Annotated in this window: 26 protein-coding genes and 1 pseudogene; 8 read left to right on the forward strand and 19 right to left on the reverse strand. The window is 37.4% G+C overall.

Going from position 1 to position 25,494, the window contains the following annotated elements:
- Window positions 1–93 precede the first annotated feature (93 nt).
- From QRE67_RS21785 to acsA, 7 genes are all read right to left on the reverse strand, one after another.
- Entirely contained in the window at window positions 94–648 is a 555-nt protein-coding gene (locus tag QRE67_RS21785) for an ECF transporter S component (protein WP_286122275.1), read from the reverse strand.
- Window positions 635–1,033, reverse strand: a complete 399-nt coding sequence (locus tag QRE67_RS21790) for a DUF4430 domain-containing protein (RefSeq protein ID WP_286122276.1) — start codon at window positions 1,031–1,033, stop codon at window positions 635–637. Before QRE67_RS21790 ends, QRE67_RS21785 begins: the two co-directional genes overlap by 14 nt.
- A 418-nt stretch (window positions 1,034–1,451) precedes the next feature.
- On the reverse strand, window positions 1,452–1,697 hold the full coding sequence (locus tag QRE67_RS21795; RefSeq protein ID WP_286122277.1) for a hypothetical protein: 246 nt from the start codon (window positions 1,695–1,697) through the stop codon (window positions 1,452–1,454).
- A complete protein-coding gene (locus QRE67_RS21800; protein WP_286122278.1) occupies window positions 1,678–2,193 on the reverse strand; it encodes an RNA polymerase sigma factor in 516 nt (171 codons plus the stop codon). Before QRE67_RS21800 ends, QRE67_RS21795 begins: the two co-directional genes overlap by 20 nt.
- A gap of 10 nt (window positions 2,194–2,203) precedes the next feature.
- Window positions 2,204–2,554 carry a hypothetical protein gene (locus tag QRE67_RS21805; RefSeq protein WP_286122279.1) on the reverse strand — a complete coding sequence of 117 codons (351 nt, stop codon included), beginning with the start codon at window positions 2,552–2,554 and terminating at the stop codon, window positions 2,204–2,206.
- Between the two features lie 69 nt (window positions 2,555–2,623).
- Window positions 2,624–3,181, reverse strand: coding sequence for a maltose acetyltransferase domain-containing protein (locus tag QRE67_RS21810; RefSeq protein ID WP_286122280.1), 558 nt, complete (start codon window positions 3,179–3,181; stop codon window positions 2,624–2,626).
- Between the two features lie 99 nt (window positions 3,182–3,280).
- Window positions 3,281–4,999 carry an acetate--CoA ligase gene (acsA, locus tag QRE67_RS21815; RefSeq protein WP_286122281.1) on the reverse strand — a complete coding sequence of 573 codons (1,719 nt, stop codon included), beginning with the start codon at window positions 4,997–4,999 and terminating at the stop codon, window positions 3,281–3,283.
- Between the two features lie 177 nt (window positions 5,000–5,176).
- On the opposite strand from acsA, the gene QRE67_RS21820 reads away from it, so the two are divergent.
- The 6 genes and pseudogenes from QRE67_RS21820 to mscL all read left to right on the forward strand — a co-directional run bounded on the left by QRE67_RS21820 (window position 5,177) and on the right by mscL (window position 9,535).
- A complete protein-coding gene (locus QRE67_RS21820; protein WP_286125354.1) occupies window positions 5,177–5,809 on the forward strand; it encodes a GNAT family N-acetyltransferase in 633 nt (210 codons plus the stop codon).
- 16 nt (window positions 5,810–5,825) lie between these two features.
- Window positions 5,826–6,470 (forward strand): acetoin utilization AcuB family protein, encoded by a 645-nt coding sequence (locus tag QRE67_RS21825; protein ID WP_286122282.1) that lies wholly within the window; start codon window positions 5,826–5,828, stop codon window positions 6,468–6,470.
- Complete coding sequence (locus QRE67_RS21830) at window positions 6,467–7,633, forward strand: acetoin utilization protein AcuC (protein WP_286122283.1); 1,167 nt, start codon at window positions 6,467–6,469, stop codon at window positions 7,631–7,633. Before QRE67_RS21825 ends, QRE67_RS21830 begins: the two co-directional genes overlap by 4 nt.
- Before the next feature lie 52 nt (window positions 7,634–7,685).
- A pseudogene (locus tag QRE67_RS21835) lies at window positions 7,686–7,772 on the forward strand (alpha/beta fold hydrolase); the annotation flags it as partial.
- A gap of 173 nt (window positions 7,773–7,945) precedes the next feature.
- The gene (locus QRE67_RS21840; protein WP_286122284.1) at window positions 7,946–8,872 is read left to right on the forward strand and encodes a Gfo/Idh/MocA family protein; all 927 of its coding nucleotides are present in this window, start codon (window positions 7,946–7,948) and stop codon (window positions 8,870–8,872) included.
- Window positions 8,873–9,136: 264 nt separating this feature from the next.
- Window positions 9,137–9,535 carry a large conductance mechanosensitive channel protein MscL gene (gene mscL, locus QRE67_RS21845; protein WP_286122285.1) on the forward strand — a complete coding sequence of 133 codons (399 nt, stop codon included), beginning with the start codon at window positions 9,137–9,139 and terminating at the stop codon, window positions 9,533–9,535.
- Between the two features lie 92 nt (window positions 9,536–9,627).
- Here mscL and QRE67_RS21850 read toward each other — a convergent pair whose 3' ends face one another.
- Window positions 9,628–9,900: a DUF3917 domain-containing protein gene (locus QRE67_RS21850; RefSeq protein WP_286122286.1), complete on the reverse strand. Its 273-nt coding sequence runs from the start codon at window positions 9,898–9,900 to the stop codon at window positions 9,628–9,630.
- Window positions 9,901–10,295: 395 nt separating this feature from the next.
- Here QRE67_RS21850 and QRE67_RS21855 point away from each other — a divergent pair, with 395 nt between their 5' ends.
- Complete coding sequence (locus QRE67_RS21855; RefSeq protein WP_286122287.1) at window positions 10,296–11,369, forward strand: DUF5105 domain-containing protein; 1,074 nt, start codon at window positions 10,296–10,298, stop codon at window positions 11,367–11,369.
- 260 nt (window positions 11,370–11,629) lie between these two features.
- Here the strand turns inward: QRE67_RS21855 and ccpA are convergent, their stop codons facing one another.
- The 4 genes from ccpA to QRE67_RS21875 all read right to left on the reverse strand — a co-directional run bounded on the left by ccpA (window position 11,630) and on the right by QRE67_RS21875 (window position 15,156).
- Window positions 11,630–12,628: a catabolite control protein A gene (gene ccpA, locus QRE67_RS21860; protein ID WP_286122288.1), complete on the reverse strand. Its 999-nt coding sequence runs from the start codon at window positions 12,626–12,628 to the stop codon at window positions 11,630–11,632.
- 276 nt (window positions 12,629–12,904) lie between these two features.
- Complete coding sequence (locus QRE67_RS21865; protein WP_286122289.1) at window positions 12,905–13,975, reverse strand: bifunctional 3-deoxy-7-phosphoheptulonate synthase/chorismate mutase; 1,071 nt, start codon at window positions 13,973–13,975, stop codon at window positions 12,905–12,907.
- A gap of 304 nt (window positions 13,976–14,279) precedes the next feature.
- Window positions 14,280–14,606, reverse strand: coding sequence for a bacillithiol system redox-active protein YtxJ (gene ytxJ, locus QRE67_RS21870; RefSeq protein WP_286122290.1), 327 nt, complete (start codon window positions 14,604–14,606; stop codon window positions 14,280–14,282).
- 1 nt (window position 14,607) lies between these two features.
- Window positions 14,608–15,156 carry a DUF948 domain-containing protein gene (locus QRE67_RS21875; protein WP_286122291.1) on the reverse strand — a complete coding sequence of 183 codons (549 nt, stop codon included), beginning with the start codon at window positions 15,154–15,156 and terminating at the stop codon, window positions 14,608–14,610.
- 278 nt (window positions 15,157–15,434) lie between these two features.
- Between QRE67_RS21875 and QRE67_RS21880 the strand changes: the two genes are divergently transcribed.
- Window positions 15,435–16,550, forward strand: a complete 1,116-nt coding sequence (locus tag QRE67_RS21880; RefSeq protein WP_286122292.1) for an aminopeptidase — start codon at window positions 15,435–15,437, stop codon at window positions 16,548–16,550.
- A gap of 132 nt (window positions 16,551–16,682) precedes the next feature.
- On the opposite strand, the gene QRE67_RS21885 is transcribed toward QRE67_RS21880, so the two are convergent.
- From QRE67_RS21885 to QRE67_RS21915, 7 genes are all read right to left on the reverse strand, one after another.
- Window positions 16,683–16,868, reverse strand: coding sequence for a hypothetical protein (locus QRE67_RS21885; protein WP_286122293.1), 186 nt, complete (start codon window positions 16,866–16,868; stop codon window positions 16,683–16,685).
- Window positions 16,869–16,881: 13 nt separating this feature from the next.
- Window positions 16,882–17,280, reverse strand: a complete 399-nt coding sequence (locus QRE67_RS21890) for a PH domain-containing protein (RefSeq protein ID WP_286122294.1) — start codon at window positions 17,278–17,280, stop codon at window positions 16,882–16,884.
- 94 nt (window positions 17,281–17,374) lie between these two features.
- Window positions 17,375–17,866 carry a GNAT family N-acetyltransferase gene (locus QRE67_RS21895; protein WP_286122295.1) on the reverse strand — a complete coding sequence of 164 codons (492 nt, stop codon included), beginning with the start codon at window positions 17,864–17,866 and terminating at the stop codon, window positions 17,375–17,377.
- Window positions 17,863–18,411 (reverse strand): GNAT family N-acetyltransferase, encoded by a 549-nt coding sequence (locus QRE67_RS21900; protein WP_286122296.1) that lies wholly within the window; start codon window positions 18,409–18,411, stop codon window positions 17,863–17,865. Before QRE67_RS21900 ends, QRE67_RS21895 begins: the two co-directional genes overlap by 4 nt.
- Before the next feature lie 249 nt (window positions 18,412–18,660).
- Complete coding sequence (gene murC / locus QRE67_RS21905; RefSeq protein WP_286122297.1) at window positions 18,661–19,971, reverse strand: UDP-N-acetylmuramate--L-alanine ligase; 1,311 nt, start codon at window positions 19,969–19,971, stop codon at window positions 18,661–18,663.
- A 213-nt stretch (window positions 19,972–20,184) separates the two neighbouring features.
- Entirely contained in the window at window positions 20,185–21,306 is a 1,122-nt protein-coding gene (locus QRE67_RS21910; RefSeq protein WP_286122298.1) for a nicotinate phosphoribosyltransferase, read from the reverse strand.
- Window positions 21,307–21,367: 61 nt separating this feature from the next.
- Window positions 21,368–25,291 carry a DNA translocase FtsK gene (locus tag QRE67_RS21915; protein ID WP_286122299.1) on the reverse strand — a complete coding sequence of 1,308 codons (3,924 nt, stop codon included), beginning with the start codon at window positions 25,289–25,291 and terminating at the stop codon, window positions 21,368–21,370.
- Window positions 25,292–25,494 lie beyond the last annotated feature (203 nt).

Consider the following 25,494-nt stretch of genomic DNA (forward strand, 5'->3'; position numbering starts at 1 on the left):
ACACATCATACCTCTTTCTTATGAATTCCATATGAACATACAGAAAATTTTAAAACAAAAGACTTTGCAGATTCTCTCTGCAAGGCCTTCTCTTCAAATTGTTACGCGATAATATTTTTCTAACCGTTTATTCAATAACGGAATTAAAACTGGAGCTAACACAAAATAAAATCCGAAATTACCTCCTGCATGGTATATATCAAACGGGATTCCAGCAAGCCAATATGCCCAAAAATATTTGAAGCCGTAAATTGGTGCTTGCCAAAGTGCCATAATGAAACCATATAATAACCCCATACATGCAGCATATAAACTCATTACAATATGTGGGATACGTTCAAATAAAGAACGCATTATGCTACCAGTTAACAATGCAATAATTGAATATCCAATAATTTGCGAAATGGTCCACCATCCCATTCCTAATACTAAATTAGATAAAATCATTGATAGTATAGCTATAATGATCCCATATTTTCTCCCCATTATAAGTGATATAATAATTATAATCGCTGTCATCGGTTGCACATTTGGAATAAATGCAAATATAAGGCGTCCCGCAACTGTTAAACTAGCTAACATTGCTACTAATACAATACTTCTCACATTAGTTAATGGGATATACTGAAACTTATTACTTAGCTTCATGCAAATCCCAAGTAATCACATCACCATCTTTTAACTCGATATCTTTTGCACCTTTCATTGCTGGTTCTTTATTCACATCAAACATCCAATATTTCTTTGCATTCACATCTTGTTGTTTTCCTTCAATAGATGTAATCATGCCATTTTGATCTTCAATCTTAAAATTTTCTTTCATTGCATCGTATAATTTCTCGCCATTTTTCACTTTTACTTTTTCTTTCGCAACAGTTTCTTTCCCGTTGTCCATTGTTACTTCAATTGTTACTTGAGGCGTTTTCGTATCTGTTTTCTTTACCTCATCTTGCTTACCTTGTTGACATCCCGCAAAAACAAACATCGTTATAATCATTAATAAGGATGTAATAAATAATTTACTTTTTCTCATTTTTCTTCTTTCTCCTCTCTTGGTACTGATAATGGATCGATATAGCTTGTGCCACCGACTTATTCAATCGTCATTATAACATAGCACTCTCCATCCCCTAGCATAAACAGCTTATATAAAGGGAAACTTTGATCCGTAGAGGTTTACCTCATTCACCACTTAGAATTTTGAGGTAGGGATATTACTATCTGCAAATAGCGGGATAAAAACACCTCTTATTTTTCTTTTATTTTAATTGATTTTCATTCTCAATATCCTTGATCTATATCAAGAAAAGTAAAGAATTGCTGTACATCACACCAATGAATTTTTAAAGAGAATAAAAAAACGTGTACACTTTCTTGTACACGTTTCTTTCACATTACCGCTTTTTTTCACCTAATAGGTAGTTCGCTACTCTCGAGTTTAGCAAATTGATTTACAGACTGGCAATCAATATCGTAATGAAAGAAAGAAGGGGAACACTTGCTAATAGAGATATATGAAAAACGATTGATAGATCGTTGCCAATCGTCGCTTCAATCGGGTCTTTCGCAGGCGATGCTAAAAAACGTAAAAATCGATCTCCGAAATTAGTCTTCCTTGGAAATTCAGGAACATCAACATGATCGCTATCTAAATGCTGCTGCAATGTATACTCTTTATCAAAGGGATTTTCGTTCAATTTCATCCACCTCCAGCAGCTGTTTTAATTTTTTGATACCATTATGCAGTCTCGATTTAACTGTTCCCACTGGGATATCAAGTACGGCTGCAATTTCTTTATGAGGCATATCATGGTAGTAAGAAAGAATAATAACGGCGCGCTGTTCTTCAGGGACTTTCAAAACAGCTTCTCGAACAGTAAGACGATCTTCATTTGAAAATTCCTTCTCTTGAATCGGAACAAAAAACGGGAGAAGAGACCGCCATTTTTTTCTGCGATTCAATTTATTAATCATGAGCCGGTATGCAATTTGAAACAAATATGTTTTGATCTTTCCTTTGTTAAGCTCATACATATGTTTCTTCCGTTCTAATGTAAGAAACGTATCTTGAACGAGATCTATACTTAATTGCTCATCACGATTAAAACGATATAAAAAAATATATAACGCTGGTTTGATTAAGACATATAGTTTTTCTCCCGCCTGCTTATCTCCATTTTGATATGCAAGCATGAGTTCTTCCTCAATCCCAATCTACGCCATGTTTTTTAATCTCCTTTATTCCCTTTAACGTTAAAGAGACTCGGCTAATTAAATATCCGCTCGCAACAATTGTCCATGCTTGTGATTGATTCGTAAAAAACTGTACATACGGGTTTTGAATTGTAAATCCACTTGAAACTAATAAATTGAGCACCTGGACACATATACAAGCATACACCGCAACACAGACGGAAATTGTATCAAATACATTCCAACGAAAATACACTTTTGTTCGAACGATATATTTCCTATCAAAAGGTATCACAATTCCAAGAATAACAATCATCATAATTCCTACTACAGCCGCTGAAACAATAAACCCAATTTGCATGTAAGTCGCCCCCTAATCTATCAAGTCATAAACTTATACAACCGACAGAGGCAAACGGTTCAAAAGAAATTATTTTATTTTTTTAATCACTTGTGCAGGATTTCCTCCTACTACTACATTATCAGGCACATCCTTTGTTACGACAGCACCTGAGGCAATAACTGCATTATGTCCAATCGTTACACCAGGATTAATAACAGCCCTTCCACCAATCCATACGTTATCACCAATTATGACCGGCTTTCCAAATTCAGTACCACTAGCTCGTTCAATCGGATCAAGCGGATGTGTTGCCGTATAAATATGAACACCCGGAGCTAACATACAATTCTTACCTATCGTAACAGGACATACATCTAGAATGACACAATCAAAATTCGCATAAAAGTTTTCTCCAACATGAATGTTAGAGCCATAATCACATCTAAAAGAAGATTCAATATGAATGTTATCACCAGTTGATCCAAATAACTCTTTTACGATTAAACGACGTTCTTCGTATTTTATTTCTACCGTTTCATTTAGTTTTCTTGTTAATATGCGAGCATGCTCTCTTTCTTGTACTAGCACCGGATCAGCAGGTACATACATTTCGCCTTGTATCATCTTTTCTTTTTCCGTTTTCACAGTATCCTCCCCTTTAACACGTATATATAAGTTCACACTTATTATAATAGCACAAAAAAAGAAAGGTCTGAACGAGGTATACATTCAGACCTTTCTTTCTTAATCTTCCATCGTAGATAAGTCGCCTGTTGGTAAGTTTAACTCCCACGCTTTTAAAACGCGTCTCATAATTTTACCGCTTCTTGTTTTCGGTAATTTATCCCGGAATTCAATTTGTCTCGGCGCCGCATGAGCTGCAAGGCCTTTTTTCACAAATTGACGAATCTCTTCTTTCAACTCATCAGATGCTTCGTATCCTGCACGTAGTGCGATAAACGCTTTAATAATTTCTCCGCGCACCGGGTCTGGAATACCAATTACACCAGCCTCCGCTACAGCAGGGTGTTCAATTAATTTACTTTCTACTTCAAATGGACCAACGCGCTCGCCAGATGTCATAATTACATCATCAATACGTCCTTGGAACCAGAAGTAACCATCTTCATCCATATATGCAGAGTCACCTGATACATACCAATCACCTGGCATAAAGTAAGACTCATATTTTTGCGGGTTGTTCCAAACTGCGCGCATCATCGATGGCCAGCCTTTCGCAATCGCTAGATTCCCCATTGTATATGGCGGTACTTCATTGCCTTCATTATCAACAATTGCTGCCTTCACACCTGGAATTGGTTTCCCCATTGATCCAGGGCGAATTTCCATACAAGGATAGTTACAAATAACTTGTCCACCTGTCTCTGTCATCCACCATGTATCGTGAATACGAAGGCCAAATGCGCTCATTCCCCAGCGAATTACTTCTGGATTTAACGGTTCACCAACACTTAACACGTGGCGCAGCGCTGATAAGTCGTATTTCTTAATCGCTCCTTCTCCTGCTCCCATCAACATGCGGAATGCTGTTGGTGCACTATACCAAACAGTTACACCGTAATCTTGCAACGCTTCATACCATGCCTCTGGACTAAAACGTCCTCCTAAAACAACATTTGAGCCGCCTACTAACCATGGTGCAAAAATACCATAAGCAGTTCCTGTCACCCAGCCTGGATCAGCAGTGCACCAATATACATCGTCTTCTTTTAAATCAAGCACCCATTTTGCCGTTTGATAATGCTGTACCATTGCATTTTGTGCATGAAGAACACCTTTTGGCTTTCCTGTAGAACCAGACGTATAATGAAGAATTAATCCATCCTCTCGGTCCAGCCATTCGATTTGCAGCTTATTAGAAGCTTGCTCAAATAATGAGTTAAAGGCAACAAGCTTTCCGCCTTCTTCTACATTTTCTCCAACAAGAAAGACCGTTTTTAATGCTGGTAAATCGTTAAGCGGTACACGCTCTAACAATTCTGGTGTCGTAATGAGAACTTTTGCTTCACTATCTTCTAAGCGATCACGCACCGCCCCTTCCATAAACGCTTCAAATAATGGACCAACAATCGCCCCTAATTTCACTGCACCAAGAAGTGCAAAATATAATTCTGGTGAACGTGGCATGAAAATAAAAACGCGATCTCCTTTTTCCACATCACCATAATTTTTCAGAACATTACCCGCTTTGTTAGAGAATTCCTTCATTTCTTTAAATGTATATTTTTCTTTGCGCGAACCATCTTGATAATAAAGCGCCACTTTATTTTTTCTATCAGATTTCGCATGTTTATCAATTGCCTCATATGCCATATTTACTCGGCCTGTTTCATACCAAGAAAAATTTTTATTAACCTCTTCCCAGTTAAAATTTGCATATGTTTCTTCATAATTCAACAAATTATTTTCTCCTTTAATGACAGGAAGTGTTTCTACTTTCATACTTTACATCCCCCTTCTATGTATTCTATTATCTATTATAATAACATTATTTAAAATTTTCAGTATTTTTGTTGATTTTTAGACAAATTTTTACTGACAAAATTCGATTCACATCGCATATATTATAAAGTACGATATATAGTAGATTCACAAACCCTCAAGGTGGTGAGTAAAATGTTGATTCATAAAAAAATATATAATGCAAGAAACTTAAAAACAGCAAGAGGAACCTTAGTGATTGAAGGCCCTGTGTCTACTCATAAACTCGAAATGTATGAATTCCATCCGGACTTAATTGCCTTTCGACCTGCTGATCAACAATATAAAGCAATTGTCGAAATTTCTAAATTACCAGAAGCTCGTCTCATTATTGCGAGACACGAACAAACAATTGTTGGCTATGTTACATACCTATATCCCGATCCACTAGAACGATGGTCGGAAGGAAACATAGAGAATTTAATTGAACTTGGGGCAATCGAAGTCATTCCAGCATTTCGTGGATGCTCTGTCGGAAAAAATTTATTAGAAGTTTCCATGATGGATGACCATATGGAAGATTATATTATATTAACGACCGAATATTATTGGCACTGGGATTTAAAACAAACTGGTTTAAATGTTTGGGAATACCGCAAAGTGATGGAAAAAATGATGAATGCCGGTGGCTTAGAATGGATGGCAACAGATGATCCAGAAATTTGTTCGCATCCTGCCAACTGTTTAATGGTTCGCATCGGCAGCCGCGTTGATACAAATTCCATCCAAGCATTTGACCGCTTACGCTTTCAAAATCGTTTTATGTACTAAGAAAGGAGGTCCTGCAATGATTGTTGAAGAAATTATGAATCAAGATGTAATAGCGTTGCACCCAGATGACACGATTGAAACAGCACTGCGAACATTGAATGCGAAAAGCATTCGTCACATTCCCATTGTTAATCATGATAACAACGTAGTCGGTATTATTTCTGATCGGGATGTTCGCGATGCAAGCCCATCGATTCTTGACGAACGAGTTTCCATTGATACGCTCAAGCAACCGATTAAATTGATTATGAAACAACCGGTGATGACGTGTCATCCACTTGATTTTGTTGAAGAAATTGCTACTTTATTTTTCGAAAATAAAATTGGCTGCCTCCCTGTTACAAAATCCGGAAAGCTCGTTGGAGTCATATCAGAATCTACAGTCTTACATACACTCGTCAAACTTACAGGTGCCTATCAACCAAGTTCACAAATTGAAATTCAAGTAAAAAATGAACCTGGTATTCTCGGAAAAGTAGTCGCTATTTTTAGTGAGCTCCATATTAATATCGTGAGCGTTCTCGTCTATCCAGCAAAAGACGAGAGCGCTAAAGTACTCGTTTTCCGCATTCAAACGATGAATCCTCTAAGGGTAATTGAAGAGTTAGAACAAAAAGGCTACCGTGTATTATGGCCAAACATAATGGGGATGCAAACATGAAGAGCGCCTTCATTTATTCAGATGATTTTCGGGGCTATTCCTTTAGCCCTGAGCATCCTTTTAATCAACTTCGTGTAACACTCACCTATGACTTATTAGTAAAGGGCGGTTTCATTCATCCTTCCCAAGTCATTCCACCTCGAATGGCGACGGATGAAGAAATTGCTTTCATTCATACAGAGGAATACATAGATGCGGTAAAACGTGCTGGAGAAGGAAAATTAGAGAAGTCGATAGCAATGTCCTACGGGCTTGGAACAGAAGATACACCAATGTTCCCTCACATGCACGAAGCTAGCGCCCTGCTTGTTGGTGGAACATTAACCGCGGTCGATGCAATACTTTCAGGTAAAGCAAAACACGCTTTAAATTTAGGTGGTGGTTTACACCACGGTTTTCGCGGCAAAGCATCTGGCTTTTGCATATACAATGATAGTTCTATCGCAATTAAATATATGCAGAAAAAATACGGTCTTCGTGTTTTATATATTGATACAGATGCGCATCACGGTGATGGTGTACAATGGTCCTTTTATGACGATCCCAACGTTTGTACGATTTCACTACATGAAACAGGACGCTATTTATTCCCTGGAACAGGCGCCGTAAACGAACGTGGTCAAGGTGTTGGCTACAGTTACTCGTTTAACGTTCCACTAGATGCCTTTACAGAAGATGAATCCTTTTTACAATCCTATCGTACCGTTGTAAGAGAAGTAGCCGCTTACTTTAAACCAGATATTATTTTAACGCAAAACGGAGCAGATGCTCACTATTATGATCCTCTTACTCATCTTTGTTCAACTATACAAATTTATCGTGAGATTCCAAAGCTTGCACGCGAAATTGCCAATGAATACTGCGGCGGTCGCTGGATTGCCGTTGGCGGTGGTGGTTATGACATATGGCGCGTCGTCCCAAGAGCATGGGCACTCATTTGGCTAGAAATGAACAATATATCTAACATCTCAGGCTATCTCCCTCCAGAATGGATTGAAGCTTGGAAAGGACAAGCACCTACTGAACTTCCCCTTACATGGGAAGACCCAAACAACATGTATAATCCTATTCCACGAAAACCAGAAATCGAAGAAAAAAATGAATTAACGGTGGCAAAATCTCTCGAAATTATTCGGAATAATACGAAAAAGGCTTTGTATTAAATCATTAGAATAGGAGATCTCTCCTATTCTAATTTCATGAAGGATGATATTTATGTGGAAACAGCAATTGATACACACGAAACGCGGTATTTTTGAAATCTTTATACAGGGAAATGGTGAACCGCTCTGCGCTACACACAAAAATGCTTGAACTTCACATACAGAAGCTCAAGCATTTTCCATTTCTATATGAGTAAACTCACGCAACACTAAATTTTTGTTTCTATTCACTAGCTATGCTACATTAAATTTGTCACACATAACTACAAGATTAGACAACAGATATAAATTCATAATAGGGTGGGAAAACACATGAACAAACCTCGTATTGGTATGGTTGGACTTGGTAGCATTGCTCAAAAAGCATATCTTCCAACACTTACAAAAGAAACTGATTGGAATTTCGTAGGAGCGTTTACACCGAATGCTGAAAAACGCAAGCAAATTTGTCAGCATTATCGTATTCAAGAATTCTCTAACTTACAAACACTCGCTTCAGAATGCGACGCAATGTTTGTACATAGTTCCACTGCGACTCATTATGAAATCGTTTCTGAACTTCTTCAAAGAGGAATCGATGTTTATGTCGATAAACCACTAGCCGCTACTGTTGAACAAGCTGAAAAACTAGTAGAACTTAGTGAAAAGTATAATCGAAAACTTATGGTGGGCTTTAACCGCCGCTTCGTCCCGATGTATGTTGCAGCAAAAGAACAAGCAAATGATCTATCATGGATTCGTATTGAAAAACATCGTACAAACAAAGTGGGACCATATACATATGACTTTACAATGCTTGATGATTATTTACATATCGTCGATACAGCTCGCTGGTTAGCAAATGGTGACCTTCACCTCGTACACGATATGATACAAGTAAATGAAAAAAATGAACTCCTTTATGGACATCACACCTATACAAGTACGAACGGTACATTACTATCTACCGCTATGCATCGCCATGCTGGTACGAATTTAGAACAAATCGAGCTTGTTACAACTGGTAAAATTATTCGTGTGAAAAATATGAATACATTAGAAGTAGAACAAAATAATAGCGTTACACAAAATGGGTCACCTTCATGGGAAACAACGTTAAAACAGCGTGGTTTTGAAGGTGCTGTATACCATTTCATCGATTGTGTACAAGGTAATACAAAACCAATGGTTGATGGATTAGAAGGGTTAAAATCACAGCAGATGCTTCAGTCACTATTACAATCTCATATAGAAAGATAATGTGAACTTTAATCAGTGGGGGTTTTCTTCATCCCCCACCTAACTTCTTTGCTTTCTGCAGAAATTTGAGGTGGAGGTATTACTGCCCGTTAATGCGGGATAAAGTTAATTACAAAATTTAGATTTTATAGAATAAAACGGATACAGTTTTCTGAATTTACTTTCATTCCCATTCACCCTTTATTTCTATCACAAATTTTTATAGAATGTGTTGATAGGAATTATAAATTTCATACTGAATCGTGGAAAGGATGGGAATCACAAATGTGGAACGAGTTTAAAAAGTTCGCCTTAAAAGGGAATGTTGTTGATTTAGCTGTCGGGGTTGTAATCGGTGGTGCATTTGGTAAAATTGTTACTTCATTAGTAAATGATGTTATTATGCCATTGATCGGAATTTTACTAGGTGGCGTTGATTTCAAAGGTCTATCCTACCCTGTGGGGAAAGCAACATTAAAATACGGTGCGTTCATTCAAACCGTTTTTGACTTCTTTATTATCGCCTTCTCTATCTTCATGTTCATTAAGCTCTTCAACAAGCTATCATTCAAAAAAGAAGAAGAAAAAGCAGAAGAAGTTCCAGAACCAACAAAAGAGGAAGTACTTCTTGGCGAAATTCGCGACCTATTGAAGCAACAAAATGCATCAAAAGACAACGCATAATTGAACGGACAAAAGGCATGAACATCAAGGATGTTCATGCCTTTCTTTATTTATCACACTCTGAAGTAGACCCCTCAGATGAAATTTTCATCTTATAATGTTTCCGAATTCATATGAATAAACATTATAATACCAGCAACCATTAAAACCACTATTGCACCTGCAAACGATGTAATCGAAAAAAATACAAAACTTGCGCTCCAACCTACTGAAATATTTTCAATAAAAATAGAAGCTACATATGTGATAAGGGCAATTCCTGCAAGAATACTTCCTGGAATAAAGCGCTTTAGGCCACTTTGTATTAACGTCATATATGCAAAAAAAGCTGTCATACAAAGCGTAATCATCCAAAGAACGATCATCTCTTTTCCCCCCTCACATACCTTTTATCATTATTATACATGACATATTACAAGAATAGTGAAATTCTATTCTTGTGAAGGTAGTGTTCCAAAAAATGTTGTAACTGAACTTGATCGGTACAACCATTTTTTTCCTTCTATCCTCATCCTATCTAATAAAGTATTAGACAAGATTGTAATTACATAATTTACATAAGGGAAATAAGAGATGAACCTTTTTGTTGATACCGATAAGTGAGGTTATAGTAACTCGTACAATATTATAGTTAACATTTTTTTATTTTATCAAAATATAAGTGGTACACTATATACAAATGTTGTCGTTTTGTTATAAAATTGGAAATGACTTAAAGATAATATCTTAAAGTATTTTAGGGAAAAGGCGGGGACATAATATGCAAATGAAAAAGTTCATGGGTGTTTGTCTTGCAACTCTTCTTACAGTAGGTTTTGTAAGCGGGTGCAATTCATCAAAAAGTTCGACAGAAGCAAAAGAATCAAAGAAATCAAAAGAATCAAAAGTATATGAAGTAGGTGACACTGCAAAATCAAAAAATCTTGAACTTGAATTAGAAAGTGCAGCGTTTGTGTTACCAGAACAATATTCAAAACCATCAAACGAAAAAATTCTAAAAGTTGAAGTGAGTTTAAAAAATATAGGTGATAAGACAATTCAAATAATGCCATCTGATTTTTCACTGTATGAAAATGATGAAAAAATGAAAACTTTTTACATGGGTGATCAAGATTTGTTAAAATCAGGTGATGTGGATAAAGGGAAAAAAGTATCAGGAACAATTTATTATGATGTAGACGAAGCTTCTTCTTATGAATTAGTTTACAAAAAATACAGTATTGATCCGAAAAAAGATAAAGAAGAGAAGGTTTCCTTTAAAATTCAAGGAAAAGAATTAGCGAAAAAATCAAAAGAGTTACAAAAACCTGCTGAGGCTCTAACTGCATATTTAAATGCTGCCTATTATAATAAAGACGTTGAAAAAATTAATGATTTGACAGGTGAAGAAGGTGCTCAATTTGTTCGTGATGTAGAAGATGGTTTTAAACAATCAACTGCACGAACATATAGCAATCAACTTGATGAACAAGCACTTATAAATTACTATAATGTTATAAAAATAGCATTTCAGCAAAATGTAAAATTTGAAACGAAAGTATTATCTACGAGAGATGATAAAGCACAGGTGGAATTAAAAGCTAAACCACTTATGCTAAGTGAGTTGGAACCTAGAATTGAAAGCGAAGGTAGAATGATTGCAAGTCAAAATCCAAATATTAGCCAAGATGAATTAGAAAAACGTTTATTTGATTATTTAATAAGATTAATACCAGAAGCAAAAACTTCAGGTACCGAAGAAATAGTAACGATTGACATGATCAAATTCGGGAAAAATCAATGGCGTTTGGATACAAATTCAGCAGATGAGATAATGAAAGTATTTGTTAAATAGTTATAATATATGATGATGGATTAAGTTATTTATGTGAAAATAAAACCCCTTTAGGAAATCTGAAGGGGTTTTTAGATTATTGAATTAAATACAAAATGTATTCCATATTTGGAAAACACATTTTCAGCTTACAACTATTTTTTTACTAATGCTTTATTCTATAGTCTAAAACATTTTTTAATGAAACAGATAGCGTTACTTTCTATCGCTCCCGTTGAAAATAAAAACTCACAGTGTAATACTGTGAGTTTTTCCTACTCCTACTTTGTTGAACTTCTAAATTGAATACGGTGAGGTAAAATAACCGTATGATCTTCTACGTTTTCTTTGTTCATATATTTTGTTAATAAGCGCATTGCTACCGCTCCGATATCATACATTGGTTGTACAACTGTAGAAAGCTGCGGACGAACCATGATTGCAAGGCGAGTATTGTCAAAGCCCAATACTTCTATATCTTCCGGTACATTTAATCCAGCATCTTGTGCAGCATGGATGACACCTAATGCCATTTCATCTGAAGATACAAAGATTGCTGTTGGTTTTTGATCAAGTTCCCATAGCTTTTCAAATGCTTCTATACCTGAATCATATGTGTAATCTCCATCGATTACAAGAGATTCATCATATGCGATGCCAGCTTCTTCTAACGCTTTTTTGTAGCCTTGTAATTTTTTTGCACTTCCTGCTTTATCCACATAAGGACCTGAAACGAAACCAATACGTGTTTGACCTTGATCTAAGAAATGCTTCATTGCATCGTATGCAGCTTGCGCATAATCAATATTTACAGACGAGGTTTCATTTTTCTCATCAAATGATGCTGCAAGTACGATTGGTACAGGAGACTTTTTAAACTCTTCTACATGAATATCTGTAATATCTTCTCCCATAAATACAATACCGTCCACTTGTTTACCAAGCATTGTATTTAATAAGTGAAATTCTTTTTCTTTGTTTTGGTCAGAGTTACTTAAAATGATGTTATATTTGTACATTGTTGCAATATCTTCAATCCCACGTGCAAGTTCTGCATAAAACGTATTAGAGATATCTGGAATAATAACACCCACTGTTGTTGTCTTTTTACTTGCAAGTCCACGTGCAACTGCATTTGGGCGATAGCCTAGTTGTTCAATTGCTTCTAATACTTTCTTTCTTGTTGTAGGCTTTACGTTTGGGTTACCGTTTACAACACGTGATACGGTTGCCATTGAGACATTTGCTTCGCGCGCTACATCATAGATTGTTACGTTCATCTCTTCGCACACTCCTTATATATATGTTATCTATATTTATGTATCGGTTCACTTGAATGAAAAAAAGACATCAACTCTACCTGAAGATGTCACCAATCGTCCCGAGTCCTTTTACTAATGATACGATATAAATACGGGCTCATACAATATGTTCCCGCAAAGTTTCGAAAAAATTCGCTTTTTTTCTTATATTTTCGTATTTTTTATGTAAAAAAGGGCATTTTTTGAAAAAAGTCTATGCAATAAGTACCGCATAGACCTTGTATGCACTTTAGATTATCTGCCGCGAAATGCTTTTAATTCTTTCATAAACTCATTGAACTCTGGAATATCCATTTGTTGTGCTGAATCAGATAATGCGACAGCTGGGTCTGGATGTACTTCAGCCATAACCGCATCAGCCCCGATTGCCATCGCTGCTTTCGCAGTTGGTAATAAGAGGTCGCGTCGACCCGTAGAATGCGTTACATCCACAATGACAGGTAAATGTGTTTCCTTCTTCAAAATCGGCACAGCGGAAATGTCTAGCGTGTTACGCGTTGCCCTTTCATAAGTACGAATGCCGCGTTCACATAAAATAATGTCGCTGTTTCCTTGGGCAATAATATATTCTGCCGCGTACATAAATTCTTCAATTGTTGCTGATAAACCGCGTTTTAATAATACTGGTTTCTTCACAGATCCAGCAGCTTTCAACAGTTCGAAGTTTTGCATATTACGAGCACCGATTTGAATCACATCAACATAATCCAGTGCCATCTCAATATCATTTGGATTTAAAATTTCACTAATAACCGCTAAATCATATTCATCAGCGACTTGACGTAAAATTTTCAGACCTTCTAGTCCAAGACCTTGGAAATCATATGGTGATGTACGAGGTTTAAACGCACCGCCGCGCATCAGCTTCAATCCTTGTGCTTTCATCGCTTCTGCAACTTGGCGCACCTGTTCGTAACTTTCTACGGCACATGGACCCATAATAAAGTGTGGATTACCATCACCGATTTTTTCACCTTTAATATCAACAATCGTATCTTCTGACTTTTTCTTACGTGAAACAAGAAGCGCTTTACGATGATCATCTTCTTGTAATTCTAACCCAGTTTTAAAAATTTGCTTAAAAATATGTTGAAGTGTAGATGTTTCAAACGGTCCGTTATTCTTTTCCGCAATTAAATCAAGCATTTTACGCTCGCGTACAGGATCAAATCGTTTTACACCCTGTACTTCTTTTAATTTACCGACCTCTTGCACAAGACGTCCTCGTTCATTTAGTAATTCTAACATTTTCATGTTAATCTCATCAATTTGAGAACGTAAGCGATCTAGCTCTTGTGATGCCATAGAAAAGCCACCTCTTTCAAAGTTATATATATGTGAAAATACGTAATTATCATTCGTAAGATAAAGTGAAACTTTTCTCAGCGGGGCTTCATCCCCCACTGAAAATCAGTTGAACTAATCGGGCCCTTATGCCCGTTAGTGCGGGATAACTTATTATATACAATACATATGCAGTTGTCACATGATATACTCCGCCATGCACTGCATATCGAATCGTTTCTTTCCCTTACTTTAATTCGAAATAATAGCGATCACCAATGCCATTTTCGAAAATAAAAAAAGCAAGCGAATTCGCTTGTTTTTTCTACTTCACATTCTCTTCTAACGATTGCTTTTTAATCTTCCAATGGGACGTATGCCATGCGACTGTTCCATCTTTTATATACAATACTTGCGGTGATTCATGTTTAATTCCAAAGTGCTCTGCAATACGATTCGAAACGGATCTCGCATCTTGTACGTATAAATAATAAGCAGGAGCTATTTGTCCGTCCTGACAATATGCTTGAAACTCTGTAAAAGCACCTTGGCTAATTGGACATGTCGTACTATGTTTAAAAAGAATATAAGGCTCTTTCGTTTCTAATAACGCTTCAAATTGTTCAATCGTTTCTACTTTTATCATGCTCATTTTACTCACCTCTCATACGAATTGGAAGCCTAGATCGCTTCTCTTTTTTCTCTGCTTTTTCCAGCTTTTTCTCAGCCTTTTCTATTTTCTTCTCTTGCCTATTAGCCCGAAAATGATTATACACTTCAATTGCTGCACTACTCCATTGCACGACTTGTGCAACTTTATCTGCATTGTTCTCAATTTCATTTGTAACAGAATCTGATACATTACGAAGTTTCGTATTTAGAGAATGAATTGTTGTTCCAATTCCATCTACACCTTCTACCACTTTATTTAACGACTGAGATTTCTGTTGAATATCGTCAGCTAATGCGTTCGTCTTATGTAATAATTGCTCCGTCTCTACGCTTATCCCTTGCATTTGCTTTTCTAATCCTTCCAGTGTACTCGCAACATTTTCCAATGTCTTCTGAACAGATAGTAACGTTCTACATACATACACCACCAATACAACAAAAGCAACTGCAATAATGGCTGCACTTACGTATAAAAGAACTTGCATTTCATCACTTCCTTTATCTTTTTCATACTTTCTCCTATTATACAATCATTTTCCGTTTCGTTCTAATCCTTACAGTTTCGCGAGAATTTTCATATTTGTTTGTCAAATGTAACACAAACCATTAAACAAATTCCAGCAAGTAGGTTACAATATAGGAGGATACATAAAACGAAACTTCTATTAGTAGGAATTTTCTTCATCTCCTACTGATAGAGAGATTTCACCAACCTTGCTCTAATGTGCAGCTATCTCCCTTCCCTGAATTTTGAGGTGGGGGTTTTACTATCCATTAGAACGGGATAACTAGTAGGGAGGCTTTATACATGAAAGACCCACGTATTGAAACATTAGCGAAAAATTTAATTAACTACTCAATCCGCTTACAAAAAGGCGAAAAAGTATTAATCGAAAACTTCGGTTTACAAAAAGAACTTGTAACAGCACTTGTAAAAGAAGCATATGCAGCTGGTGGTTTCCCATTCGTTTCATTAAAAGATCATCAAGTAGACCGCTCTTTATTGATGGGTGCAACAGAAGAACACTTCGAGCAAATCGCTGCCTATGAAGCAAGCGTAATGAAAGATATGGATGCTTATATCGGCCTTCGCTCTGGTGACAACATTAACGAACAAGCTGATGTTCCAAGTGAACGCATGAAAATTCATGGTCAAACAGTTGGTAAAAAAGTTCATAGAGACATCCGCGTTCCAAAAACTCGCTGGGTTGTTCTTCGCTACCCAAATGCATCTATGGCACAGCTTGCTAAAATGAGTACAGAAGCGTTTGAAGACTTCTACTTCGAAGTATGTAACTTAGATTACGGTAAAATGGATAAAGCAATGGATAACCTTGTTGAGCTGATGAACAAAACAGATAAAGTTCGTCTTGCTGGACCTGGAACTGACTTAACATTCTCTATTAAAGATATTCCAGCTATTAAATGCTCTGGTCATTTAAACATTCCAGATGGCGAAGTATATTCTGCACCAGTTCGCGATTCTGTTAACGGTACAGTATCTTACAACACGCCATCACCTTACAGCGGCTATACATTTGAAAACGTACAACTTACATTTAAAAATGGTCAAATCGTTGAAGCAACAGCAAACGATACAGAGCGCATTAATAAAATTTTCGATACAGATGAAGGCGCACGTTACGTTGGGGAATTCGCAATCGGCGTAAATCCATACATCTTACATCCAATGGGCGACATCCTATTTGATGAAAAAATCGATGGTAGCTTCCACTTCACACCTGGACAAGCTTACGACAATGCATGGAACGGCAACAACTCTAACATCCACTGGGATTTAGTATGTATCCAACGCCCTGAATACGGCGGCGGCGAAATTTACTTCGACGACGTATTAATCCGTAAAGATGGCCGTTTTGTTGTACCTGAATTAGAAGCGTTAAATCCTGAGAACTTAAAATAAAATGAAGAAGAGCTCTCCTTTTAAAAAGAGGGCTCTTTTTTGTATGCCATATTTCGCCGAAGAATCGATATATTATGTCGAATCGCCGATATATCATGAGAAACAGTCGATGTATTCGAAAAAGCGCCGATATTATTTTTCTACTTTATGCCCCTTACTTCGGGTTTGACGAGAATGATAATAAAACAAAAGCACAACTGCTAAAATGCCTACTCCTATCGACAAATATAATGGCCACCCCCAGCGTACATGTCCTCTGACACAAACGACCAGTACCATCAATAACTCAAAACAAAATAACAGCCTAATATGCTTCATTACTCGCCTCCCATTATGCCTTCACATCTATTTTCACATGTGGATTCGCTTTTTGAATGAGTGACAACAACTTTTCTTTCTCTTTCGGTATTGCAATCATATGTACTTTATATTGATTTGTTGTAATTTCAAGTGATTTACCAACTTGGCGTACAATTCTTATATCAGATAATACGATGTCATCATTCAATATGCCATATCTCAATACACCGTTTCCCACTGTATGTTTCTTAATAAAAACATCCCAAACAAGCGGCACATTTACAATGAGACAAATTGTTCCTCCTATCAGTGCTGATCCCCAACTTCCTTTGTTTGTAATAAGCATTCCGATTGGTAAAACAATCATAAGAATCAGCATTATACTCACAACAGTCATAATTGGTGTGCTTCTTTGAATTGAAAAGTTCATATCATCACCTCTCATCCAAATTATACCACATTTTTTTGAATACACCTTTGATTATAAAATAGACATCATTCATAATTTGAATGATGTCTATTTTTCACACACTGTACTTATAAAATTTCTTATCCACCTGAAGTACTGGAAAACTCTCTGGCAACTCTTCCATCCTAATACTCTGAAATCCATTCTTCTCATAGAAGCAATGCGCTGCCACAAACTGTAATGTTGTTCCCAGATAGATTCCTTCTAACCCTTTTTCTTTTGCCCAAGAGATTGCAGTTTGTAGTAAAAGGTTCGCGGTATTCCATATCTTTCCCCGGTACTCTTTTTTCACAAACATCTTTCGCAGAGCTACTTGCCCGTTTCCAATATCCAACAAGGCTATCGTACCAACTACTTTTCCATCATGCGTTGTCACCCAAAAGTTTCCGTTATCCCTTTGATAAAACTGCTCTATTTCTAGTAAATCCGGTTGCTCTTCCTTTGTAATTGGTACATTATATTCCTTTTGTTGAATATGAACAATTAAATCGACTACTTCAAATTGGTACTTACTTTCATATGGCGTAATGCAAATAGTATTGTTCATCGAATCTCCTTCCATTCTGAAGTTAATAAACTATACACTGCAACATCATGAAAATGATCGTACAACCATTCTCCGTCACGCATAATGCCATCTAATTTAAAACCAAGTCGCTCAGGAATTCCCCGGCTTTTCTGATTCTCTACTCCGCAATGAATTTCTATTTTATTCAATTTTAATTCCTCAAACGCATAGCAAAGCACCGCTTTTACACTTCGCGTCATAATGCCTTTTCCGCCTGCCTCTTCTGCGAGATAATATCCAAGACCCGTTGCTTTCTTAGCCCAGTTCACCTCATGGATACCAATCATTCCAACAAGTTTCCCCTTATACCGTATACCTGCTTCAAAGCCGTTTCCAGCTGCAAATTGCTTCAGCCACATCGGAAAAATTTCATCATATGCATCAGCTGATTTTGTGAAATCCACCCATGGTAACCATTCTCTTAAATGCTCTCGGTTTTGATCTACTAATTGATACAACTCTTCTTTATGATGTGTTTCTAATAATTGAAGCTCGATTTCATCATCGACTCGAAGTGTGAACATTCCTCTATCCCCTTTTTTATTTTCTTATTATTCTAACATTTAAGGATATAGATTGTTAAGGATTATATATTCATGTGAAGAATTTGATCTTCAGTGTTATGTACATCTTCTTATTACAACAGCAATACAAAAAGAACACACACTATCAACATATCAGCGCTTTTTAAAATATATCGACCATTTCTCACCATATATCGGCGCTTCGACACAAAAAAAGACGTGCAACAATAGCTGCACGTCTTCTCTTTATTACTTCTCCGCCACTTTCACTTCTTTCACGTAAGCAGCTTCGAATTTTTGAATGTCACCAGCACCCATGAAAATAAGAACGCCGTTTTCATATTTCTTTAATACATCTGTCGTTGTATCTGTAATCAATTCTGCACCGTCAATACGCTGCTGCAGGTCTTGAATTGTTAATTCACCTTTATTTTCACGTGCTGATCCAAAAATATCACATAAGTATACTTGGTCAGCTTTGCTTAGGCTTTCTGCAAACTCATCTAAGAATTTTTGCGTACGTGAGAATGTATGAGGCTGGAATACAGCGACAATTTCACGCTCTGGATATTTTTGACGAGCAGCCTCAATCGTCGCATTAATTTCTGTTGGATGGTGTGCATAATCATCAATGATGACTTGTTCTCCCATCGGTTTCTCATTAAAGCGACGCTTTACGCCTCCAAAGGTTGTTAACTGATATTTTACTGCTTCGACATCAATGTGTTCATAATGACAAAGGGCAATAACCGCTAATGCATTTAGTACGCTATGATTGCCGTAACCTGTAATTTTAAATGTTTCATAATACGTGTTACGAACGAATACATCAAACACGGTACCATCTGTTCTCTTTTGAATGTTACGTGCTTGGAAATCGTTATCTTCACCAAAACCATAGAAAATAACAGGTACTTTCGCTTGAATTTTTTGAAGTTCTTCATCATCACCACATGCAATAATTCCCTTTTTCACTTGCAATGCCATCTCTTGGAACGCATTAAATACATCATTAATGTCTGCAAAGTAATCTGGGTGATCAAAATCAATATTTGTCATAATTGCATAGTCTGGATAGTACGACAAGAAATGACGACGGTATTCACATGCTTCAAACACAAAATACTTACTATTTTCTACCCCATGCCCTGTTCCATCTCCAATAAGATAGGATGTTGGGTGTGCACCTTGCATCACATGAGCTAATAAACCTGTTGTTGATGTTTTTCCATGTGCACCTGTTACGGCAACACTTGTATACTTACTCATAAGTTCCCCTAAAAAATGATGGTAACGATGTACAGGGATATTTAATTCTTTTGCTGCTACAATCTCTTCATGCGTATCAGGAAACGCGTTTCCTGCGATAACCACTTGTCCTTCTTCAATATTATTTTTGTCAAAAGGAAGAATGGAAATTCCACGTTTTTCCAACGCTGCTTGTGTAAAGAAACGCTTTTCAAAATCAGAACCTTGAACAGTGTGCTTCATGTCATGAAGAATTTGTGCTAATGAACTCATTCCTGTTCCTTTAATTCCTACAAAATGGTAAACTGTCATCTTAAAGAACCTCCAACATTTCGAACTAATACAACGGTCTATCTATAAGACAGTATATGAATCTTTTCTTATTTTGGTAATCAACTTACATTTTTAATCAAACATGTACGTACTTCTTATATGTCCATAACAAACCTATTATAGCAAAAAACAATCCGTTATACTATGATAACAGAAAAACTGATAGGGTCAATTCCCTATCAGTTTTTCCTTTCATTCCATGTTTTTACTTTTTTGCAATTGAACGCGTTCCAAACGTGGATTTGGACGATACTTACGGCCAGCTTTCGCTTCTGGTTTCCCATTTAACTCCACATTATCGCCAGTAAAGCCAATATTCATTTTTAATAAGCTGCTTCCTACTCCATATATATCTACAGGAACATTTTGCGCTTCAAAATCACGAATACGTTTTTCATCAAATCCGCCACTTACAACAATATTCACATGCTGGTATCCTTCTTCATCAAGCGCCTTGCGAAGTGCAAAAATTAATGATGGGTTTACACCACGTGGATCAAATGTTCCAAGCACTTCTGGATGACGAATAAAGTGTTGATCTATCATCGTACGGGACGTATCGACACGCACACCCTTTAATTCCGATCCAAATTCACGTGCAACTCGAAGCGCGTCCGTAATGACATCATTGTTATAATCAATGAGTACAACTAAATCATCTTCTGGGAACTTTTTATAGTATGCTTTTGCAGCTTCTACAACGTCCCCATTAAACATTTGAATTAGTGCGTGAGGCATTGTCCCCATTCCACTTCTGCCCCACCATTCATTCATCGCATGCGTTGCTTGTGCACTCATACCACCAATATAAGCCGCATAGCCATCGCCAGCTTGCTGTGTATAGTGATCATCACGGTCACCCATGAAAATAACTGGTTTTTCTTTTTCACCGCTACGTGCTGCTTGTACAACATTATATACATTCGTTGCAACAGATGTACGACGACCTAAAATCCCATCAATTACACCTTCTAAAAATCCGAAATATTCATACGGTCCTTGAATTGTTAAAACCGTTTCAAATGGACTGACTTTATCGCCATCCTTTAAAGAGTGAATTTCCAACTCTTCCGGATGTTCCGCAAATGTTTGTAAGAGTGCTAATACTTCATCTGTTCCACAAAGTACCGCATGCTCTTTCTGGAAAAATTGCATCGTCACAAAGCTGTTTGGGCGAAATTCTTGAATAATATCACGAGTTTTTAAAAAGTAAACGGCAGAAAACCAACCTTCTCCCACTCGTTCATCAAATTTAAATGTTTTATTTGTTAGTCGATTGATTTCACCTTGTAATTTTAATTCTATTTCTTTCATGTCGTTTTACTCCCTACCTTACTATCCAACATTTTCTCTTAGTATACAGCAAAACATTTCCTTATACATTCGTATCCTGCATAGCAGCAAATTCATCTTCTGTAATAAGGACATCCCTCGGTTTTGTTCCGCGTGCTTCTGAAATAATCCCTTGTGCTTCCATCTCTTCAATAAGACGTGCCGCACGATTATAGCCGATGCGGAATCTTCTCTGCACAGAAGATGTGGACGCTCCCCCTTGGTCTACAACAAATTGACAAGCATCAAAAAACAGCTCATCTTCCGCTTCATGTTGTTCTGTTTTTGCCAACAAATCGTCTTGCTTAAATAAATAATTTGGTTTCATTTGGCTTTTCACATGAGCGACCGATTTTTCAATTTCTTCATCTGAAACGTATACCCCTTGCACACGAACTGGTTTTGACGTACCGTTTCCTAAAAATAGCATATCACCACGACCAAGTAATTTTTCGGCTCCACCAATATCAATGATCGTACGTGAATCTACTTGCGATGATACCGTAAATGCAATACGCGTTGGAATGTTTGACTTAATTAAGCCTGTAATAACATCCACAGAAGGACGCTGCGTTGCAACTACTAAATGAATTCCACAAGCACGTGCTTTTTGAGCGATGCGGCAGATTGCTTCTTCTACATCACCAGGAGCGACCATCATTAAATCTGCTAACTCATCAATGACAATCACAATATACGGTAATGTCTCACCTGGAATCTCCTGTCCACTCATAATCGTGTTATAACGAGTTAAATCACGTGCACCTGCATGTGCAAATAATTCATAGCGACGTTCCATTTCCTCTACAGCCCATTTTAACGCTACTGTTGCTGCCTTCACATCAGTAATAACCGGTGCAACGAGATGTGGTATAGAGTTATACGGTGCCAGTTCAACCATTTTCGGATCAATAAGCATCAACTTCACTTCATGCGGTTTCGCCTTATATAAAATGCTCGTTAATATCGCGTTAATACATACACTTTTCCCTGATCCAGTCGCACCGGCAATCAATCCGTGCGGCATCTTACGAAGATCTGTTACGATTGGTGCTCCAGAAATATCAAGTCCAAGCGCAACTGTGAGCGGTGATTCACTCTTTGTAAACACAGGACTTCTCAAAATTTCTCGTAGAAATACCGGCTTACTTTCTTTATTTGGCACTTCAATTCCGACTGCACTCTTCCCTGGAATTGGTGCTTCAATTCGGATGTCTCGCGCCGCTAAGTTTAATTTAATATCATCACTTAAGTTTGTAATTTTATTTACTTTCACGCCAGGTTCCGGTTGCACTTCAAAACGAGTTACAGCGGGTCCTTGTGTTACATTTACAACATTAGCCCCCACATGAAAATTATTAAATGTTGTATTTAATAATTCCTTTTGTTCTTCTAACCATTCCGTATTATTCGTTGTCGACTGACTCGGAATCGTCAAAAGTGTTAACGATGGGAATTCATATTTTGGCGGCGTTTGTAAAACATTACGTATATCATGATGCTCTTGTTGTTTTACAACGTACTCTTTTTCTTGCCCTTGTGTAGCTTGTGTTTCTGCTACTGCTTGTTGTACTGGTTGCTCTTTCGCAAACGTTTCTACTACCACTTGTTGTACTGGTTGCTCTTTCACAAGCGCTTCTACTACCACTTGTTGTACTGGTTGCTCTTTCGCAAACGTTTCTACTACCACTTGTTGTGCTAGTTGCTCTTTTGCAAACGTTTCTGCTTCCACTTGTTGTACTGGTTGCTCTTTTGCAAACGTTTCTGCTTCCACTTGTTGTACTGGTTGCTCTTTCACATATGTTTGCTCAGCAAAAGTATTTGATTCCTGCTTCACAATTTGTTGTGTAGGAGCTTGTGATACTTTCATTCCTGCTACATTTTTCTCTATAAGTTTACGTTTATCTTGTTTTAACATCACAACATTAAATGGTACATGACGCTTTTTCTCACGCTTCGGTTCTTCTATTTGCTTCACAGGCTGCTCCAAAACAACTTCTTGTTTCTCTTCTGCTTCTTCTATTAATACATCTGCAAAATTTTGAACAGCTTCTTTTGTTTGTTCATCTGCTACGGCAGACGGTTGTAACACACTTCTTTCTGTTTCAGAAACGATTGTCTCTTGTGCAGAAATCACCGTTTGTTCTATGATAATTGTGCCTTCTAAAGACTCTTGCTCTATTGATTCTTCGCTTACTTGAACAGGCATCTCTTCTTCCGGTTCTTCGGCTGTTTCAACGGACGCTTCTTCCTCGGATTCTTCTACTGCTTCAACTAGCACTTCTTCCTCGGATTCTTCTACTGCTTCAACTAGCACTTCTTCCTCGGATTCTTCTACTGCTTCAACTAGCACTTCTTCCTCAGGTTCTTCTACTGTTTCAACTAGCACTTCTTCCTCGGATTCTTCTACTGCTTCAACTAGCACTTCTTCCTCAGGTTCTTCTACTGTTTCAACTAGCACTTCTTCCTCAGGTTCTTCTACTGTTTCAACTAGCACTTCTTCCTCGGATTCTTCTACTGCTTCAACTAGCACTTCTTCCTCGGATTCTTCTACTGTTTCAACTAGCACTTCTTCCTCAGGTTCTTCTACTGTTTCAACTAGCACTTCTTCCTCGGATTCTTCTACTGCTTCAACTAGCACTTCTTCCTCGGATTCTTCTACTGCTTCAACTAGCACTTCTTCCTCAGGTTCTTCTACTGCTTCAACTAGCACTTCTTCCTCGGATTCTTCTACTGCTTCAACTAGCACTTCTTCCTCAGATTCTTCTACTGCTTCAACTAGCACTTCTTCCTCAGATTCTTCTACTGCTTCAACTAGCACTTCTTCCTCGGATTCTTCTACTGCTTCAACTAGCACTTCTTCCTCGGATTCTTCTACTGCTTCAACTAGCACTTCTTCCTCGGATTCTTCTACTGCTTCAACTAGCACTTCTTCCTCGGATTCTTCTACTGCTTCAACTAGCACTTCTTCCTCGGATTCTTCTTTTATTTCTTTCTTACACTCATTTTCTTCTGTTAATGCTGTATTCATACTCTCTACAGTAGGATCTATTACTTCATCTTGTAAAGATTCTTCCTCCACTTCGTCACCATGTTGTGATAACGCCACTACATCTGATTCATGCTCAGCCGAATGTATGGTTCCAACAGTATGCTCTTTTTTTCCTACCTCTGTGCTTTCGTGCTCTCCAATTTGTTTTTCAACTGAGATTGCACTAGAATGAGCAAATGCATCCACATCTTCCTGTTCCTCTGATGCAGTAAGATCGGAAACATAACCGTTTTTCTCCAGCCATTTATCAACAACTGATTGCTCTTCTGTCGAGCTCTTTTGTTGTTCCGCAGCATCATGTTCTGGCATATCCTCTTGTTGCTGCTTCTCGGAAGATTGATTAGGTGCTGCTGATACATCAGACAGAGAATATCCTTTTTTCTCCAACCAAGCATCAACGACTGCTTTTCCTTCTACGCATATTTCAAGATCTTCCAGTCCGTTTTCTTCCTCCTGAACCTCCTGATTTTCTACCGATGGACGATTATATCCAAAGATAGGCGAAATCATTTCTGTTGGACGAAACGGTCTTCGGCTACTCTCTTGTACTGGTATAGAAGTCTTCTTCACGACATGTTCAACTACCGGCTCTATAACTGTATCGGTTTGTTCTACTTCTACATGTCGGTGCCTACGTCTCTCCCTATTCGATGTTGGTCGTTGTACAAACTGCTGCTGAAAATGCAACGTTTCTTCTACATTCTCCTCAGCGAATCCCTCATCAGGTATTAATGGGAAACGGCATTTTACACCTGCATTTCGACTAGACATTTGCGCTTCTCTTACTTCAGTGTAGTGGTTTACACGAGGAATTCTTGGCTTACCTTCAGTTTGTATCGATGTTTCTTTATTAACCACTGTTTTTTCTTCCTGTTGTTCCTCTTTGTTAAACAGCTTTTTCATCCAATCTAACATGCTTACCACTCTTTCTACTAAATAGTAACACCCTTTATTGTATCAGCATTCGGCAAAAAGTGCAGGTAAAATTACGCTCCTGCATTTTATCCTATGATATTCGAATTTTCTAGCCAAATTGTTCATAAGTGCTGCAGTAAAAAAACAGCAGTCTCAAATAGATAGGACTGCTGTTTAGCTCTTACTTTTCTGATATTCTTCTA

This window comes from Bacillus sp. DX3.1, assembly GCF_030292155.1.
Taxonomy (GTDB): Bacteria; Bacillota; Bacilli; order Bacillales; family Bacillaceae_G; genus Bacillus_A.